The sequence below is a fragment of the Candidatus Babeliales bacterium genome, from assembly GCA_019749895.1.
In the GTDB taxonomy this organism is placed as follows: Bacteria; Babelota; Babeliae; order Babelales; family RVW-14; genus AaIE-18.
Window position 1 is genome coordinate 172993 of the sequence record JAIEPG010000001.1, and the last position, 18996, is coordinate 191988.

Genomic DNA, 18996 nt, shown 5'->3' on the forward strand with positions numbered 1-18996 from the left:
CAAAAAAAAAGTAGAAAGTAGTAAAAAGAAAAAAGGGGAGTAGTAATGAAGCGACTTATCAAATTATTAGTTGTGCTTATGTTGTGCTCAACGCAGGTGTGTGCAACAAGTTTAAATGGTACGGCAAGTATTGTGTATCAAGACAAGCATTATGTTTTTCGTAATTTTAACACGGCAAAAGGCTATGTTCGCTTAAACAACGGCTTTACTATTTTGGCTGGCCAGTCGGCAGGGCTGGACACATTTGTAACCGTTTCAGGCGCTATAGATTTGCGCACTACCGGTTCGCTGGATTTACGTGGTGATTTATTTTTAGACGCTCATGTAACGTGGTCAAGCAGCGGTAAAATTTATGGGCGTGGTAACACAATACATCTTGGTGGCCCTTTGAACTTGCCAGCTGATACTATTTTGCAATTTATTGATGATACCATTATTGATGGCGATGGCCATGCGTTAACGCTTGGGGCGCATGCGCAGCTTTTGCTTGCTTCTGACGTTTCGTTAACACTTAAAAATATGACCATTCAAACAACGCGCAACAGTGCACACATTCCCATCATTCGTTGCTTTGACCAAAAAGGTCATGTGACATTGGACAATGTTGAGTTGGCGTTGGCAGATGATTTTGCGTTCAGAACTGGCCGCATGTTTTTTAATAACGATGTAGTGGTAACTGGGACTTCTTGTTTTGTGTATCAATCGGTTATGCAAAGTTATGTTGTGCCACATTCGCTTTTAACGTTCGATCCAGGCACTACGCTGTATTACTACCCAAGCTCGACGGACAAAGATTTGGTTCAGCTGCAAGACAAATCTTCGGGAATTTATTTGAACGGTGCTGCAACAACGTTGCAAACAACGCACACGGGCATGCAGCTGACCAAGGGCCGCTTCTGGCTGGACAACAAAATTACCTTGAGTACACGAGCAAATACTGTTGCCAACGGTTTTGTGCAACTCACAACCGCAAGTTATGGCACGCGCGTGCGCTCAGTTGATTGGAGCCCTGATGGTAGATATTTGGCTGTTGGGGGCTTTGGGCCAACTAATGGTATGGAATTTCAAATTTACCGATTCAACGGTTCAACACTTACCTACGTTACCGGTGATAACTGGACTGGTGCTGGCGTGGAAGTGTGGCGAGTGCGTTGGCATCCTCATGGTCGTTTTGTTGCGGCTGTTGGTGATGCAACAAACGATGTGAGAGTTTATAGTTTTGATGGTACAACGTTGGTAACTCTTGACGTAACTGATTTGACATCAGCTGGTGAAGTAAAGGGGCTGGCTTGGCATCCATCGGGTAATTATGTGGCGTGTGGTATTGACGATGATTTGCCATCGACCGAGTTACAGCTTTATAGTTTTAATGGTACCACCTTAACATTTGTTGATGGTGTTGATATGGGTGCTTCGTTTGGGCGGGCTAATGGTTTGGGATGGCATCCAAATGGTATTTACCTTGGAGTATGTGGAACAGCTACGAGTTTTAATGAAACGAGAACGTTTCTTTTTAATGGCAGCACTCTTACGTCTATTGATGATCGCAATCTTGGTGCAGATGGTCAGTCGCTTGAATTTTCGCCCGATGGATTGTTTTTTGCTACTGCTTTGAGTAATGGTGGCCATACAACAAGTCGTTTCAACATGCAGCAGATTAATCCTGGTGGTAGTTTTCTTAATCAAAATACAACAACGTATAATTCCTCCGCTGATATGTCGACTTTTGAAATACGCTGGAGTCCCGATGGGCAGTATTTGGTTGCTTGTGGTACGGGGCCCGATGATGGCAATGAGCTAAAACTTTATCAGTTTACACGTCCAAGTACAGTAACTCAGGTTGCCAGCTACAATTATGGAACATCAATTAACGGTGTTGCGTGGAGTCGTGATGGTAAATATATAGCCATTGGTGGCAATGGGCCCGCTGGTGGGCACGACGAAATTGAAGTATGGACGGTGTCATACCGTTTCGACACAACAACACAAGCACTGACTAACGGCATTTCGCTTGGTAACTCAGTTCTTGGTTCAACGTTTGACTTGGATACCTACGTGCTGAGCGGGGCTACGCTGAATTTGGCTGGACAGTTATTTTACGACTCAACAAGTTAGAAAGTAAAAAATAAAAAATTTAGAAAAAAGAGTAAAAAAGTAGAAAGTAGAAAGTAAAAAAAGGGAGTAGCAATGAAGCGATTTTTAAAATTATTAGTGGTGCTTGCGTTGTGCCCAACGCTGGTACGTGCAACGAGTTTGAACGGTACCGCAAGCATTGTGTACCAAGACAAGCATTATGTCTTTCGTAATTTTAATACGGCAAAAGGCTATGTCCGCTTGAACAATGGTTTTACTATTTTGGCTGGCCAGTCTGCCGGTTTGGATACCTTTGTGACCGTTTCTGGCGCTATCGATTTACGCACTACCGGCTCGCTCGATTTGCGTGGTGATTTATTTTTAGACGCTCATGTAACGTGGTCAAGTAGTGGCAAAATTTATGGCCGTGGCAATGCCATACATCTTAGTGGCCCTTTGAGCTTGCCAACCGATACTATTGTACAATTTATTGACGATACCGTTATTGACGGTCATGGTAACACGTTAACGCTTGGTGCGCATGCACAATTGTTGCTTGCTTCAGATGTTTCGCTAACGCTCAAAAATATGACCATTCAAACAACGCGCAACAGCTCCAATATTCCCATCATTCGTTGTTTTGACCAAAAGGGGCATGTGACACTTGATAACGTTGAGCTGGCGTTGGCAGATGATTTTCCGTTTAGGACCGGTCGCATGTTTTTTAATAATGACGTCATAGTGACCGGTACGTCATGTTTTATTTATCAATCGTGGATGCAAAGCTATGTTCTGCCACATTCGCTTTTGACCTTCGATCCAGGCACTACGCTGTATTACTACCCAAGTTCAACAACAAAAAGTTTGATTCAGCAGCAAGACAAATCGGCAGGAATTTATTTGAACGGCAGTTCAACGACGTTGCAAACAACGCATACCGGCATGCGCTTGAGTAAGGGTCGCTTCTGGTTGGATAACAAAGTAACGGTCAGTACACGAGCAAGCACCGTTGCGAATGGCTTTGTGCAACTTATAACAGCAAGTTATGGCAGCCGTGTGCGTTCGGTAGATTGGAGCCCAGATGGTAGATATTTGGCTGTTGGTGGTACTGGCCCAACAAATGGTATGGAATTTCAAATTTACCGTTTCAATGGCTCAACGCTGACGTACGTTACCGGTGATAACTGGACTGGTGGTGGGGCAGAAGTGTGGCGTGTTCGTTGGCACCCAAATGGTCGCTTTGTCGCAGCTGTTGGTGAAGCAACCAACGATGTAAGAATATATAGTTTTGATGGTACAGCGCTTACAACGCTTGACGTGACAGACCTTACAACGAGTGGGCAAGTGCGAGGTGTTGCTTGGAGTCCTTCTGGAGACTTTCTTTTGTTTGGTATTGATAATGATAATCCTTCTGATGAAATTCAAGTTTATCGATTTGATGGTAACTCGTTAACATTTGTTGATAGTGCGGATATGAATGTGACTTCAGCTTCAGCTCGCGGTCTTTCGTGGCATCCCAGTGGCAAGTTCTTTTGTGTTTCTGGCAATGCGGGAGCGCTGAGTACTGAAACGCGTGTGTATAGTTTTAATGGAACTTCTATTTCTATTGTTCAGGCATCAAATGCTGGGCAATCTGGACGTTCTGCTGAATTCAGTCAGGATGGGCTTTATTTTGCGATAGCAATGAACATGATAAGCGGAGGGGATTCGCGGCTGACGATGTGTTCATTTACAGGAGCCTCATTTAGTGTTGTGCAGGATATTGTTTACAGTGGTGGCAATGATAATTTTCTTGAAGTCCGTTGGAGCCCTGATGGGCAGTATTTGGTGGGTGGGGGAAAATCGCCAACCGATGGCAATGAGCTTAAATTTTATCAGTTCACGCGGCCAGGAACATTAACTGAAATTGCCAGCTACGACTACGGAACATCAATTAATGGTGTTGCGTGGAGCAACGATGGTAAATATATTGCCATTGGTGGTGAAACTTCTACTGGTGGCCACGACGAGATAGAAGTCTGGACCGTTTCGTATCGTTTTGACACAACAACTCAAGCATTGACAAACGGTCTTGTGCTTGGCAATTCAACTGCTGGTTCTTCGTTTGATTTGGATACCTACGTTCTGAGTGATGCCACCATTAATTTGGCAGGCCAGCTGATGTACGACTCAACAAGTTAGAAAAAAATTTAGAGAATAAAAAAAGAGAAAGTAGAAAGTAGAAAAAAGGAGTAGTAATGAACCGTTTTGTAAAATTATTAGCGGTGCTTGTGTTGTGCCCAACGCTCGCGCAAGCAACAAGTTTAACAGGCACGGTAACGCAAGTTTATCAAGATAAACATTATGTGTTTCGTAATTTTAATACGGCAAAAGGCTTTGTTCGCTTGAACAACGGCTTTACTATTTTGGCCGGCCAGTCTGCAGCATTGGACACGTTTGTAACCGTTTCAGGTGCTATTGATTTGCGCACTACCGGTTCGTTGGATTTACGTGGAGATTTATTTTTAGACGCTCATGTAACGTGGTCAAGCAGCGGCAAAATTTATGGGCGAGGCAACACAATTCATTTGGGCGGTCCATTGAGCTTGCCAACGGACACGGTTTTAGAATTTATTGACGATACCATTGTTGATGGCGATGGGCACACGTTAACACTTGGTGCGCATGCGCAGCTCTTGCTTGCTTCAGATGTTTCGTTGACGCTGAAAAATATGACTATTCAAACAACGCGCAACAGTTCACACATTCCTATCATTCGTTGCTTTGACCAAAAAGGACATGTGACATTAGACAATGTTGAATTAGCGCTAGCAGATGATTTTGCGTTTAGAACCGGGCGCATGTTTTTTAATAACGATGTTATAGTTACCGGTACTTCCTGTTTTATTTATCAATCGTGGATGCAAAGTTATGTTGGGCCTCAGTCATTATTGACTTTTGATCCGAATACAACGTTGTACTACTATCCAAGTACGCCGGACAAAGATTTAATACAGCTGCAAAGCAAATCTGCGGGTATTTATTTGAAAGGCTCTGCTACAACGTTGCAGGCTACGCATACTGGTATGCGTTTGAGTAAGGGGCGATTGTGGTTGGACAACAAAGTGACGGTGAGCACGCGAGCAAATACCGATGCCAGTGCTTTTACTCAGGTAGCAACCGCTTCATATGGTACGCAAGTTGATTCGATTGATTGGAGCAAAGACGGTAGATATTTGGCTGTTGGTGGGGTTGGCCCAACAAATGGTAACGAATTTCAAATTTACAAATTTAACGGGTCGTCGTTAACGTATGTTACTGGTGACAATTGGACCGGTGGGGGCGCGGAAGTTTATATGGTTCGTTGGCATCCAAATGGCCAATTAGTTGTTGCCGTGGGTGATGCAACTAACGATGTACGTATTTATAGGTTTGACGGAACAACCCTCACTACCATCGCTGCGATAAGTTTGACAACTGTTGGTTTTGTAAAATGTGTTGAATGGCATCCATCTGGAGAATACCTTTTGTTTGGTATTGATCAAGATGAGTTTAGTGATGAGTTACGAATTTATTCTTTTAAAGCAAACAAGTTAACATTTTTAGATAGCGATGATATGGGTACTTCGGGAGGGCCTGGGTTATATCCAAGGGTAAATGATTGCGCCTGGCATCCGAGAGGTTTTCATTTTATGATTGCGTGTTCAAATCAGGTTGATTTAGATCAAGCCCGATTATACAGTTTTAATGGCTCATCAATTACTCTTGTTTCTTCGCAAGATAATGGGAATGCTGCCGTTAGTACAGAATTTATGCCAGATGGTTCGCATTTTGTGTTGGCACAAGTTAATGCTGCTGCTACTGCTTATGTCATCAATATGTTTAGATTTAACACAACATCATTTACTCTTGTTGATACTCTGACATACGGAGGAAAGCCTTATGTTCGTTGGAGCCCTGATGGACAAAATTTAGTTGCTGGAGGAGCGTTTCCAAGTAGTGGTGGCGAATTGAAATTGTATCAATTTACAAGGCCTAGTACTCTGACTGAAGTAACAAGTTACGATTACGGGGCAGGTGCTTCCATTAATAGTGTTGCTTGGAGTAGAGATAGTAAATATATAGCGATTGGCGGGGATACTCCTGGTGCTGGGCACGATGAGATTGAGGTTTATTCAGTTTATTATCGTTTTGATACATCAACACAAGCATTAACCAACGGTCTGATTTTAGGCAAATCTGCCTCTGGTGCAACATTCGATTTGGATACGTATGTCTTAAGTGGTGCCACCGTTAACTTGGCAGGGCAGCTGATGTACGATTCAACAAGTTAGTTATAATTTATTATTGAGAATAATGATCAGCTCTTGGTGCGAAAGATATAAAAACGTGAGCAGACCAGCAAGTATGAGCAAATGACGAATAATTTTATTGCGATAACTTTTTATGTGCATAGTATCTTCATTAATCATGAAGGTAAAAAACGTGCCAAGAGCTGAGACTAAAAAAATAAGCCAGTAGGGGTTTGGGTTAGCTATAATGCGATACAAAAGATAGGTTGGAATTGTTTGGTAGTAGGTATAAGGCGCAAAAAAATAAGCAAAAATGTTTGTTGCCACTGCCAGCGACCAGAAAAATGGTTCGGTAAAAATGGGGCGGTTGGTGATAATTCTTAGCGGAAAACCGAGTAAGCGCTGGCCGTGTGCGCCCGGAATGCACAGCACATACGCGCTCCAAATGAGTAATGCGAGCAAGGTGCCCTGCTTGGGGCCGTGAGTTGCAATCAGATAGAAAGAACCAAAAGAGATAAATGTAATGAGTGCAATGTATTTAAGATAAGAAATTTTACTTTTTTCCATCTTTTAACCCCAACATCTTCTCTTTTTAGTAAATGGCCTGAGGCCTGTCCCTCGATACATTTTTTCGCTTCGCTCAAAAACACTCCCCCTGCGCCCTACGTGGCTTCGGAGGACAGGTCGGGGTGAGCGGGATGGCTCACGGCTCTATTTTTTGTATATTTCATTTAAGAAACTGGCCCGCCAGTCGAAGCTACAAGTGCGTAAGCACGCAGAGCGTAGACTGGTGGAGCTAACCGGGATCGAACCGGTGACCTCATGAATGCCATTCATGCACTCTACCAACTGAGCTATAGCCCCAAAACCATTTTTCATTTAAAGTGTAAGAGAAGTCAGAAAAAATCGCAAGTAGTTTTTCCTAAAAGGACCGCATGAAGAACGTTTTTTCATTTTTAAATGATCTAAAAATTTTGGTGCCAATCATACAACGTATCAAGCAGGCTGGTGGAGTGGCGTATTTGGTGGGAGGGAGTGTGCGAGATTTAGTACTCGACTTGCCCGTAAAAGATATTGATATTGAAGTGCATGCATTAGCTCTTGAGCAGCTGGAAAAGGTGCTGGAGCAGTTTGGTAAAACAGAGCTTGTTGGCAAGCAATTTGGTGTGCTGCGCATCTCGCAGTTAAATGTCGACTGGTCGCTGCCGCGCACCGACAGTGTGGGTCGCAAGCCGGAGGTCGTAATAAATCCTAACATGGATATTAAGCAGGCATTGCGCCGGCGTGATGTAACCATGAATGCCATGGCCATCGATTTAAACGAGTTGGCTGACCATTTTGATGCGTTGCAAAAAAAATCTGAATCTGGTGCTAGGTATGATGCGTTGTTTACGATAATTGATCCGTATCACGGGCTTGAAGATATGGCCAATAAACGTTTGCGTGCGGTAGATAAAGATCTCTTTTTAGAAGATCCGTTGCGCTTTTTTAGAGTGATGCAATTTCTTGGACGCTTTGAAATGCAACCAGATGCTGAATTGCAGGAGATTTGCCGGGTCATGGTTTTGCACGATGCAGTCACGTCCTTCGACCCTTCGCCCTTCGACAAGCTCAGGGAGGGCGGGTCAGGGCAGGCGGGAAGGGCCTTTAGTCCCGAGCATCCTGAGCTTGTCGAAGGACGAGGGATCAGGATGACCGGGTTGGCACGTGAGCGCATTTTTGAAGAGATAAAAAAATTATTGCTCAAAGCGCGTCGCCCTTCGCTTGGCTTTCGTTGGTTGGCAAGTCTTGGTCGGCTTAAAGAGCTTTTCCCTGAGTTGTATGCGCTGATTGGCGTTGCCCAACGTCCAGACTTTCATCCGGAGGGTGATGTGTTTGAACACACCATGCAAGCGCTTGATGCTGCCGCTGTGCTGCATGATTATCAAGCAACCGAAAACATGTCGGCTGAAGATGAAAAATTAATGATCATGTTGGCAACGTTGTGCCACGATTTGGGCAAAGCAGTAACAACTGATGAAAATCTTTCATGCCATGGCCATGACGATGCCGGTGAGCCGTTGGCATATGAATTATTAAAGCGTGTGACAGACAATGTGTTTTTACTTAAAGCTGTGTGCAAGCTGGTGCGTAATCACATGCGGCCGTTTACGCTTGCGCGCGACAAGTCTTCACCAAGAGCGTACAAGCGTTTGGCGCTAGCCTTGGCGCCAGAATTAAGTATGCGTCAAATCGCATTGTTGGCACTGGCCGACACGCGCGGACGTAACGCGGCTTCGCACGAGCCGTTGACTGAGTTCATTCAAGAGTATGATGATTTTTTGGAGGCAAGTGCTCGGGCACGGGTAACGCATGCACCAGAAAAGCCGGTGTTGTTGGGTAGGCATTTACTTGGTCTTGTGCCACCAGGGCCAGCAATGGGAGCGTTGCTTGACGCTGCATATCAGATTCAAATTGATGAAGGGATTACTGATGTTGAAGAGCTCAAGCGGCGGGTACTAAATCAGTAGTTATTCCAAAAACTTGCCGCCGGTTTCAGTTGTCATAGCTTTCATGCGTGTTTTTTCGGTGGTGCTAAGCTCGTCACCAAAAACATTGAGCCACACTTCTATGCCGCTTTTGACAATGAAATCTTTCATGCGTTCAATAGCGGCAACAATCCATTCTTTTGGATTGCCAAAAACGCCACCGCCAATCAGCGTTAAAACGACGTTCTTTTTGTTTTTGTATGCAGCTGCTCTGATGGTGCCTTCGTATGCAGCATTCAAAATTGTTTGCGCCCAAGCATCAGCAATTGCGCTGCGTGTGTTGGTAGCGTAAAAGTTTACGCCGGCCGTAAAAACTTGGTTGATTATGGGTAGAGGATCTTGCAGAACAACCTGATTATTGGGGAAATTGACGATGTGCCCAAATGTTGCTTGAGTTTCGCCGTGAAAACCAATTTTCATCTTTTTTAAATCTTCGTTAGTTGGGTTGGTGCCAGCTGCAACAGCGTTGTGTAACAAAACGTAACCGCCTTGTGTCATGCCAATGGTGTCCATGAGATCGGAAAGAAAATTAACTTGACGGGCAGGGGCATTGCCTTGCCACCAGTTTTCACTTGGTGCAGTTTCATTGCCTGGGTAAAAAGCATAATAACGGCGCAAGATTAAACCTGGCGTTGCTGAAATTGAAGCGAAGGGGCCTTGGGTATGGTCGCTTTCATAACCCTGCAGTGTGTGCGCATTCATGTCTGTAACGGCAGTTGGTGAGCCTTCAATTGTTTCTAAGCCATTAAAATTTGATGCGACTTGAAAGACGGTGTCTTGGTTTTTTGGCTCGCCCTGCAAGCCTTGAATATCTGCACGAATGCCGTACATGACTGAGAACGTGCCTTTTCGCTGTGTCATTGTTGTAATGTCGCGAGCATCAATAGCTGCTGTTGCTGCGCGCAAAGCGCCAATTGAAAGTTGCTCGAAATAACCGCACTGATATTTTTTGCCAGCATTATTCTTGATAAAATAAATTTGTTGGCCGTTTTTTGTTTCTGAAGAAAGAGCTGTTTTATAAAAACCATGTCTAAAATCGGTTTCTGAAATGCCCATAACGTCTTGAAAAAATTGAGCACGGGGGCGAATGGCATACGCAGGATTACGAGTTGGCTGGGCAACCAGCGGTGTTGCTGCAGGCGTAGCCACAGAAAGTGTTGCAAGATTTTGTGTTAACACTGCCAGCTTGCTTTTGAGAGCACCAAGTGTGCTCGTGAGCTGACCCAGCGTTGCAGCATGTAAAAAAGAAAAGGGCAGTATGCTAAAAAAGCATACTGCCAACAAGATATTTTTTTGTTTAAGCATGCCGCTTATTTCTTTTTAATGAGGCTCTTCAAGCGAAGCTTGGCATATTTTTTAGCCGCACGACGCAAAATACCGTAGCTTTTAAGTTGAGCAACCATGCGATCAAGAAAGTCTGTGCCGCCTCGTTTGTACTCAGCCAAATCACTTTCTTGAATTTGGAGCCCAAAGAAGTTTGTTGAAGGTTTTGCTACGTGGCCTTCTTTTTCTTGAACAAAAATCAGTCTCACACCAAAAGGGTCGCGGATAGAAAATTCGCGCATGCCGTTATCAACAGACTTGAGTTCAGTGACTATGGTGATCTTCTTTTTTTTGCAGCGATCGTAGTATTTTTCAATACCGGTTTTAAGTTCAATGTACAAACCAACGCTGCGGCTTGCGCATCGTTTGATGAAGCTGAAGTCCGCCAGTTCTTCAACGTGCGGTGCGCGCAACTGGAGCATGCACTTCCCCTTTTTAAGGCGTGCACAAAACAGCGCGCTTGGATCATCTTTTTTTGTTTCAAGGTACGTAACGTCAAAAGCAAGCTTTTCAGTATAAAACTTAACAGCTTTTTCAACAGACTCTACAACAATAATTAATTCTCCAGACTTCATCATACTACTTCCTATTTTTTAGAACCTAGCACTTTTTCTTACGCAACAGCGGGTGTTCTTTCTGCTGCAGCAATTTTTTTTGCTAGTCTGCTAATTTTGCGTGAAGCGGTGTTTTTTTTCAAAACGCCTTTGCCCGCAGCGCGTGCAATTGAAGATTCAGCTTGTTTGAAAAGTTCGCGTGCCTCACTTACTGAATTGTTAGCCAACGCATCAGCAATTTTACGTGCGGTAGTTTTGAGTGCCGTGCGACGTGCTACGTTTTGTTTACGTTTTTTCTCGTTGGTCAATGCTCTTTTTTTAGCAGACTTGATGTTTGCCATGAAATTATCTCGCTTTGATTAATATGGAATAACTTAAATTACTTTTTCAACTTTTCCGCTTTTTACACATTTTGTGCAAATGCTGCCGCGATGTACGTTACGCTCGCCTTTAAATGTGTAGCGCATGGTGTGAACGTTTGGATAGAGCCAACGTCCTGTTCTGTTGTTTGCGTTACTGACGTTGTTAGCAGTGCGTGGACGCTTGTCGCATGCCATACAAATATTTGCCATAGCTTTGATGTCCTTACCTTAAAATAATATTATGCTTATATTCAATTAAAATATGCAATAAAATATACAACCATACTAAACAGTCTAGCAAAAACCTGATTTTTTTAAAGAATTTATAAAAATTGACCTTAATTCGTTATTCCAAATAGAAACTATTAATTAAGGCCTCTTTATTTTTCGCTAAAAAGTGTGGGTTTCTCGTGGTTGAATGCCCAAAAGCTCATAAACTTCCTGAGCCAGCAGGGTCTCTTTTTCAAGCAACGTTTCTGCCAGGAGCTCAAGTTTGTCCTTGTTATCAGTGAGCAACTGGCTACCTTTATCGTAGCATTGCTGCATAATTTTTTCAACTTCGCGGTCTATGCGCTCTGCGGTCTTTTCAGAAAATTCCTTAATATTCTGCATGTCGCGACCCAGGTACGGGTGTTCTTGAGAAAGATTGTAATCAATTGGTCCCAGTTCAGACATACCAAAGCGACGCACCATAGAGCGGGCAATTTTACTTGCTTGTTCAAGATCGTTAGAAACGCCACTGGTTTGATCGTTAAAAATCATCTTTTCAGCCAACAAGCCGCCAAAGCAGACAACAATGCGTGCTAACATTTCGCTGCTTGTTTGTGAATATTTGTCTCGTTCAGGTAGTGACCAAGAAACCCCCAGCGCGCGGCCGCGAGGAATAATGGTGACTTTGTGGAACGGATCGGTTTCAACCGGTTGTAACAAGTTGAGCAACGTATGGCCGGCTTCGTGGTATGCCGTCATTTTCTTTTCTTTGTCGGTAAAGATTAAGGTTTTGCGTTCGGCGCCCAGCAATATTTTGTCGCGTGCCTTTTCAAAGTTTGCCGTTTGAACAGTGGTCTCATTAGTTTTTGAAGCCAGTAGGGCTGCTTCATTAATGAGGTTTTCTAGGTCAGCTCCGCTAAAGCCTGGGGTGCCACGTGCAATTTTTTCTAAACTAACGCTTGGATCAAGTTTAATTTTTTTTGCGTGTACTTCCAAGATTTCTTTTCTGCTCTTCAGATCTGGGTAGGGTACTTCAACAATACGGTCGAAGCGGCCAGGACGTAAGAGTGCTTTGTCTAAAACGTCGGGGCGGTTGGTTGCTGCAACAACAATTACTTGGCCGTGTTCGGTGCTAAAGCCGTCCATTTCAGCCAGGAGTTGGTTGAGTGTTTGCTCGCGCTCGTCGTTACCGCCGCCAAGGCCAATACCTCGTTGACGGCCAACTGCGTCAATTTCGTCAATAAAGACTATGCAAGGAGCATGTTGGCGGGCCTGTGTAAACAGGTCACGCACGCGAGAAGCGCCCACGCCCACAAAAACTTCTACAAAGTCTGAGCCGCTGATGCTAAAGAATGGGCAGCTTGCTTCACCAGCTACTGCTTTTGCCAGGAGAGTTTTACCGTTACCGGGAGCGCCGCTCAGCAATACGCCCCGAGGAATTTTGGCACCAAGTTTTTCAAACCGTTCAGGGTTTTTTAAGAACGAAACAATATCATGCAGATCTTCTTTGGCCTCTTCAATGCCGGCAACATCTTTAAAGGTAGTAGTGATCGTGTTTGGCGAAAAGAAGCGGGCTTTGCTTTTGCCAACGCTAAAGATTTTGCCCCCACCACCGCCGCCACCACCTTGGCTTTGACGGAAGTAGAAGAAGAACATGAGCAAGAAGATTAACGGAAGCAAGGCAAAGAAATAGTAGCCCCAAGTGTTTCTGTCTCGTGGAAACACTTCAACATTTACGTTGTGTTTGTTGAGCAGATCCCAGAAATGTGCTGTTGGTGCAACGTAGCCAATAAAACGTTTGCCGTCTTGATATTCGCCTTGAACATACTGATCTTGGATTTTTAATGTCTTAATGTCGTTCTGCTCAATATGTGTCAAAATTTTTGAATAAGAAACGGTTTCCAAATCTCGGTTCATGCTGTTGTACCAAAACAGATACAGCATGCCCAAGCTCAAAAGTGCAATTAACAGCCACAAAGCATTAGGGCCTTTGCCAGGAAGTCGCGGAGGCATTGACTTGAATGGGCCTTGCTTTTTATTTTTACTCATAGGTTCACCTGTTTTAAAGCGTTCATATTTTAAAAGACATATAATGAATCAGATTTGACTCATCGCTATTTTAATCAAGAAATGTACTTTAGCCTAGAGTTTACTTAAATTAAGCCGTTTTTATTACATTTGATACAAAGAAGTGTTGGTCCAAGCGGGAAAGCTTTTGGGAAAATTGTCGTGCGTGAGGACTCGAATATTTCTGCTGTCACAATTAAATGTAGCAATTTGGGGGATCTTTTTTCCTGTTTCTTCATTTTTAATGTCGTAGGTAAAGGCTATGTAGTGTCCGCACGTTGACCATGTTGGATCAATTTTGTCGCCAGGTCCAAAGGTAAGTTGTTTTTCTACAATTCTGTCTTCGTGCAATTGCATAGAAAACAGTTGAAAGTTTTTGTTAATGTAGCGTGTATAAACAAGCGCATTTTTCTTGGCGTTATAAGCCGGTGCAGCGCAGTATGATTGGCCGTTGGTTAAGCGGCGAATTTTGTTGGTTTCTCTATTGAGATGGTACAGTTGTGGATTGCCCGTTTGAAAATCTGAACAAAAAACAAGCCCGCCGTTTGGCAGCAAGCAGGGCGACGAGTTGTTGCCGTTGTTGTGAGTTAATTGTTTAAAGACTCGTTTTTTTAATTGTGCGCATAGACGTTGGTCGTACAGATAAATTTCTGAGTTGTCGCTGTTGGCAGACATGCACAATGCTACTTGCGTACCGTCTGGCGAAAATGATGGCTGCATATTCAAGCCGTTGTATGCGCAGATATTGTGTTGTTGCTTGCTGGCCATATTAAAAGCCATGAGTCTGCTGCGTGTTTGCGTAAATTGAGAATAAAACAACATTGGTTCTTGTGAATGCCATGACGGTGCCACATTGAGCGTGTTGCGCGTAATCAGGTCTTTTTCACTTTTGCAAGCGTAGTCGGCAACGCAAATAATTTTTTGTTTTGATGATAATTGTTTGCAAAATGCAAGCGTGCTGAGTGCTACGCTTGGTTTACCGGTTAATGCTGGCACCAGGTCGTTGCCAATAATGTGCCCTTCATGAACCAGTGATTCACTGCTGTGTGGGTACGTTTTTTTGAACACCGTTGTGTCTGAGCTAGTATCTTTAACGTGGACATAAATGGTTTTATCTTTTTTTTCTTTCAACAATAAACACAGCGAAATACCCTGATCAAAAAGTTTTTTGAGCGCGCGTTTGTTGGGCCGCTGAGAAGAAGTTTTTAAATCAACATCAAGTTGGTCGGTAAATTCAAGATCAAACTTTATCATCTGCCCAATTTTTGCGACCGTTGGATTTTTCTTTTGGCACAACGCTAAGCACTTGATGGTGCTGTACTTTTTTGCTTTAGCAGTAAAGTTTTTTTCTTGTGCTGCGCTGCATGAACCAACAAGAAAAGCTAGCAAGAAGATTGTTTTGAACATAGAAATCCTTTAATGCGTGGAAACAACTACTGCCTGAAATTGACGGTAAATTTCTTTCCCCACAGATGTCGATGAAATTTAAACTGTTGCGCGACGCGTACAATGCTGAGATCGTAAACTAAAATTTCAGAACGTTGCAATAGTTCGAATTTTTCAACTGAACCTTGCTTGCCAACAACAAACATGAGCGAACATTCTGTACCTTTGGGTACGCCAATGGGTGGTTGCCACAGTTTGGAAATAGTTCGTTGGATACTTTTTTGATACGCCCGTGCTTGCTCGTCCTGGTGGTCGCCATAAACTAAATGAATTGGTTCCCCCCTGCGCTCTTCGTGCTTGCGCACTTGTAGCTCCGGAGGGCAGGCTTGTTCTTGTTGAGCTGTAACAGGTACAGGGACAGGAATTGGTGCCGGAATAGGCTTAGGAGCTTGTACGATTTTCTTTGGTTCAGGTTCTTTTTTTGCGACAGGTTTTATTTCTTTTTTTGGCAGCTCTTTTTGCAGTGTTGTTGGCTTTAGTTTGGGCGTAGGCTTGGGTTTTGGTTCAGGAGCTTTTTTTTGTTCAATTACTTTTGAAATTTCTTCAATTTTTTTTGCCTGTACAATTGGTTTTTGAACAACTGGTTGTGTGACTTGTTGTTTAGTTGGGTCTACAAACGGCACTGCCTGCATACTTTTGTAAGCAGTATGGCTTGCTTTTTTTGAATGAGCGCCGAGCACAAGAAATTTTTTGTGAATAACGCTATCGCCCGGGCCAAGGTAGCAAACCAAAATTATTGCCACATGAACGGCGAGCGATATAAGAAAATGACGACTGGTCAGTGAATTATTCATACCTACTTGATGTTTTATTTTCCGGTTGATGGTTGTGTTGACATGGCAACGTACTTAACGCCCGCTTGTTTTAAGTTGTCTACAATTTCTATAACATTGCCATACGAAACCGTTTGATCGGCGCGCACGTAAATGGGCGTGTCATCTTTGCCTTCAAGTGCTTTTTGTACGGTTGTTACCAGCTCTTCTTTTTTTACCGGATAGCTGTTGAAGTATAACTCATTTTTTTTGTTGAGCGTGACTACCAGTTCTTGTTGGTTACCCGCCTCTTTGCTTTTGCCTTGTGGTAGGTTAACTTTAATGCCATTTTGAACCATTGGTGCGGTAACAATAAAAATGATGAGCAGGGTTAAAGCCGTATCAATCAGCGGCGTGAGCGAGATTTCGGGCAGCGTAAGATGGCGACGTTTGGGCTTTTTCATACAAATCCTTCAACAAGCTTACGCAACAAATTGTTGGGTAACTAGCATTAAAAAGAGGTCATGTACATGTTCAAGTTCAACGTCAAGCGAGCGTAATTGGGTTGAAAAATAGTGAAACGCAATCATAGCTGGTATTGCTACTACCAAGCCTGCCAACGTGGTTAATAATGCTGCTGCAATGCCGGGTGCTACCACAGAAATGTCGGCTGCTTTTTCTTGACTGATGCTTACAAAAGAATGAATGAGACCCCAGATGGTGCCAAACAAACCAATCAGTGGAGAGGCAGTAGCACTGGTTGCCAAAATTGGCAAGTATGCTTCTTCTTCATGCAAAATGTTACCAACTTCTTGTGCCAAAAAGAGTTCAAAGCGCTCAAGTTCTTTTGGTGATAAGCGTGGAGCTGCGTCGCTGGGTTGCGTTGGGTGTTGTTTTTTTTCTACAATGTTTTTGAGTTGCAGAAGACCGTGTTCCAAAAATTTGCCGCCCGCACATTTTTTAAATTCATGAGCAAGTGTTGCCAAATCTTGTAAATTTTTTGCTTGTTTTATACGGCGCATCAGCGCGTTCATGAGTTTTTTTTGTTCTATAAAGAGCATTGTTTTATAAATAACAATTGCGATACAAACGATAGAAAGAATAAAGAGGCCGAGCAAGATAACATATTTGCTAATCCAGTCGGAAATGCCGATCAAATGCCAGATTGGTGATTTGAAAATATTGAACATAGACATCCTTTTTTTGTTCTCACTTTTTTGTTAGCCAACAATAATAAATTAATGGGCAAATGTACAGGATCTGATTATACGGAAAAAAGAAGATGAGGGGAAGTGTTAAACCGATTCGTCAGTGAGTGAGCCGGCTACTTCAACCCGTGCATCGCTTAAAATGTATGCAGAAAGATTGGCAGTGCTGCCTTCGCTTGTTTTGCCAAACGTGAGACCATTGGTAAGCGCCTGCGTTGTTGTTTCAAAGCGGTAAAAAACTTGATGTACTTCTATTTCATCGTGCCCTACTGCTCCTGAAACACCCCCCACAGCAATAAAGTTACCATCTTTGCTCCAGTCAACGCTGTAAGCAATTGCAGTATTGTCAACGCCATAATCAATGCCGGTAAGGTAGGTAAGTGTGGTGCCATTAAAAGAATAAATTTTTACTTCGTTATTAATGCCGGTACCGGTATTGGGGTTTTGTCCACCAATAACCAAATACTGCCCGTCAGGGCTCCAGCAAACTGATTCAATCCGGCTTGCTACGTTAGTTGTATACTCGGCACCGGTAACTGAAGCAAGCGCAGAACCGCTCCATGAAAAAATTTTAAGTTCGTTGGTAGCGCCGCCGGTTCCGCTTGGGTTTTGTACGCCTACCGCTAAAAAGAGATTGTCTGGTCTAAAGGCCATACAAAATGGCCGTGTTGTTGCAATATCGGTGCTCGTTATCTGCGTGAGGGTAGATCCATTAAAGCTGTAGACTTTTAGGTCAGCGGTGCTTGAGTCACCAAAGGCGACAAATCTGCCGTCTGAAGTCCACGCAAGTGTTTCGCCAACAAGTGCGCCGCCAAGGCTAATGGTGGTAAGCGTTGCTACCGTTGCTCCATTGAACGAGAGAATTCTAAGGTTGTTTGAACCTGCTGTATTGGCTGCAAAACCAATAAATTGTTCGGATGGGTGCCAAGCGATAGTCATAACACCAACTGTTGCGCTGTCGGCTACATAATCTTGGCCGGCAATGAGTGAAAGAGTTGTTCCGCTGAAGCGATACACTTGAAGTTCAAAACCGGTAGCGCCTGTTGGGTCAAAGCCGCCAATAGCAATAAATTTACCCGAAGGGCTCCAGGCCACAGTGTTTAATGTTGCACCAAAGTCAACACTAGTTACTAATGCTAATGTTGAGCCGTTCCAGCTAAAAATCTGAAGCTCATTGGCGTTAGTTGGCCCAACCCCGCCAACGGCCAAAAATCTGTTGTCATGGCGCCAGCTAACACTTCTGACCGAGGTGCCAAAGGTATCGATATCTTTTTGTGTAATGCCTAACAGCGTCGTGTTGGCCCGTGTACTGATGGTTACGTGGTTATCCAACCACAAGCTGCCTCTAGAAATTTGCATGCCGGTGTGCGTTGTTTGAAGTGTTGCATTGTTAAAATAAAGACCGGATGTTTTGTCTTCCAAACGAATTAAATCTTTTTGGCTTGAGCTTGGGTTGTAATAAAGTGTTGTGTTCGGGTCAAATGTTAACAGAGCGCCCGACGTGATGTAGCTTGCTTTAATTGAGCGGTACACAAAGCATGAAGTGCCGGTTAGCCGCACGTCGTTGTGAATAAAAAAACGACCAGTTCTAAAATCAAAGTCTTCAGACAGTGATAGCACGACATTGTCTAGGGCCAAGCGACTTGTTTCATTGAGTGCTCTGATGCACGGTCGCGTAAATGGCGAGCGTGTTGTTTGAATGGTCATATTGCGTAGCGTGAGCGTAACGTCGTGATCAATTAAAAATTGTGAATGTTCGGTAAAGGTGAGTGTATTGCCGCAGCCGTCAATAATAGTATCGGTTCTAAACGTAAACATTTTGTCGCGTGGCAGCACTACGTCGCCTTCAAGAATAATGGTATTGCCGTGTCCGCTGATATCAAAAGCGTTGCTGAATTTTGCTTGTGCAGAAAGTTTTAAATCGCCGTTGAGCGTTACGGTGCTGTTAAATTCAGTTCCCCACATAAAGCCAGAAACTGACGTGATGGTGTCCATAATTACTGCCCCGCGCAGCGGTGCGTTAAAGCCGGCATTGAGGCGTACAAAGCCGGTAACGGTATCATTTTTTGCTGGTGAGTAGGGAGTGCTTTGATACACGAGCGAACTAGTGCCATTAAGACTGACAGCAAAAAGATGTGTTGAAAAAAACTGACCAACAAGCGATAGTAAAAAACATATAAACAAAACAGCCATGGTTATCAG

15 protein-coding genes and 1 tRNA gene are annotated in these 18996 nt (G+C 43.6%); 4 read left to right on the forward strand and 12 right to left on the reverse strand.

Going from position 1 to position 18996, the window contains the following annotated elements; genetic code table 11:
- Positions 1-45: 45 nt before the first annotated feature.
- The 3 genes from K2W90_00790 (at position 46) to K2W90_00800 (ending at position 6386) form a co-directional block, all read left to right on the forward strand.
- Positions 46-2115, forward strand: a complete 2070-nt coding sequence (locus K2W90_00790) for a WD40 repeat domain-containing protein (GenBank protein ID MBY0352884.1) — start codon at positions 46-48, stop codon at positions 2113-2115.
- A 72-nt stretch (positions 2116-2187) separates the two neighbouring features.
- Positions 2188-4254, forward strand: a complete 2067-nt coding sequence (locus tag K2W90_00795) for a WD40 repeat domain-containing protein (GenBank protein ID MBY0352885.1) — start codon at positions 2188-2190, stop codon at positions 4252-4254.
- Positions 4255-4310: 56 nt separating this feature from the next.
- Positions 4311-6386 carry a WD40 repeat domain-containing protein gene (locus K2W90_00800; protein MBY0352886.1) on the forward strand — a complete coding sequence of 692 codons (2076 nt, stop codon included), beginning with the start codon at positions 4311-4313 and terminating at the stop codon, positions 6384-6386.
- On the opposite strand, the gene K2W90_00805 is transcribed toward K2W90_00800, so the two are convergent.
- Positions 6387-6911 carry a hypothetical protein gene (locus K2W90_00805; protein MBY0352887.1) on the reverse strand — a complete coding sequence of 175 codons (525 nt, stop codon included), beginning with the start codon at positions 6909-6911 and terminating at the stop codon, positions 6387-6389.
- Positions 6912-7132: 221 nt separating this feature from the next.
- Positions 7133-7208: transfer RNA gene (locus K2W90_00810), tRNA-Ala, on the reverse strand.
- Between the two features lie 71 nt (positions 7209-7279).
- On the opposite strand from K2W90_00810, the gene K2W90_00815 reads away from it, so the two are divergent.
- Positions 7280-8854: an HD domain-containing protein gene (locus K2W90_00815; GenBank protein ID MBY0352888.1), complete on the forward strand. Its 1575-nt coding sequence runs from the start codon at positions 7280-7282 to the stop codon at positions 8852-8854.
- On the opposite strand, the gene K2W90_00820 is transcribed toward K2W90_00815, so the two are convergent.
- The 10 genes from K2W90_00820 to K2W90_00865 all read right to left on the reverse strand — a co-directional run bounded on the left by K2W90_00820 (position 8855) and on the right by K2W90_00865 (position 18987).
- Positions 8855-10177, reverse strand: a complete 1323-nt coding sequence (locus K2W90_00820) for a hypothetical protein (GenBank protein MBY0352889.1) — start codon at positions 10175-10177, stop codon at positions 8855-8857.
- A 5-nt stretch (positions 10178-10182) separates the two neighbouring features.
- Positions 10183-10773 carry a VOC family protein gene (locus K2W90_00825; protein ID MBY0352890.1) on the reverse strand — a complete coding sequence of 197 codons (591 nt, stop codon included), beginning with the start codon at positions 10771-10773 and terminating at the stop codon, positions 10183-10185.
- A gap of 35 nt (positions 10774-10808) precedes the next feature.
- The gene (rpsT, locus tag K2W90_00830; GenBank protein ID MBY0352891.1) at positions 10809-11090 is read right to left on the reverse strand and encodes a 30S ribosomal protein S20; all 282 of its coding nucleotides are present in this window, start codon (positions 11088-11090) and stop codon (positions 10809-10811) included.
- A 33-nt stretch (positions 11091-11123) separates the two neighbouring features.
- The gene (gene rpmB / locus K2W90_00835; protein MBY0352892.1) at positions 11124-11321 is read right to left on the reverse strand and encodes a 50S ribosomal protein L28; all 198 of its coding nucleotides are present in this window, start codon (positions 11319-11321) and stop codon (positions 11124-11126) included.
- Positions 11322-11501: 180 nt separating this feature from the next.
- Complete coding sequence (ftsH, locus tag K2W90_00840; GenBank protein MBY0352893.1) at positions 11502-13370, reverse strand: ATP-dependent zinc metalloprotease FtsH; 1869 nt, start codon at positions 13368-13370, stop codon at positions 11502-11504.
- A 123-nt stretch (positions 13371-13493) separates the two neighbouring features.
- Positions 13494-14795, reverse strand: coding sequence for a hypothetical protein (locus tag K2W90_00845; protein ID MBY0352894.1), 1302 nt, complete (start codon positions 14793-14795; stop codon positions 13494-13496).
- 26 nt (positions 14796-14821) lie between these two features.
- Positions 14822-15628: a TonB C-terminal domain-containing protein gene (locus tag K2W90_00850; protein MBY0352895.1), complete on the reverse strand. Its 807-nt coding sequence runs from the start codon at positions 15626-15628 to the stop codon at positions 14822-14824.
- 14 nt (positions 15629-15642) lie between these two features.
- Positions 15643-16050, reverse strand: a complete 408-nt coding sequence (locus tag K2W90_00855; GenBank protein MBY0352896.1) for a biopolymer transporter ExbD — start codon at positions 16048-16050, stop codon at positions 15643-15645.
- Between the two features lie 18 nt (positions 16051-16068).
- Entirely contained in the window at positions 16069-16776 is a 708-nt protein-coding gene (locus K2W90_00860) for a MotA/TolQ/ExbB proton channel family protein (protein MBY0352897.1), read from the reverse strand.
- A gap of 105 nt (positions 16777-16881) precedes the next feature.
- Positions 16882-18987: a hypothetical protein gene (locus tag K2W90_00865; protein MBY0352898.1), complete on the reverse strand. Its 2106-nt coding sequence runs from the start codon at positions 18985-18987 to the stop codon at positions 16882-16884.
- Positions 18988-18996 lie beyond the last annotated feature (9 nt).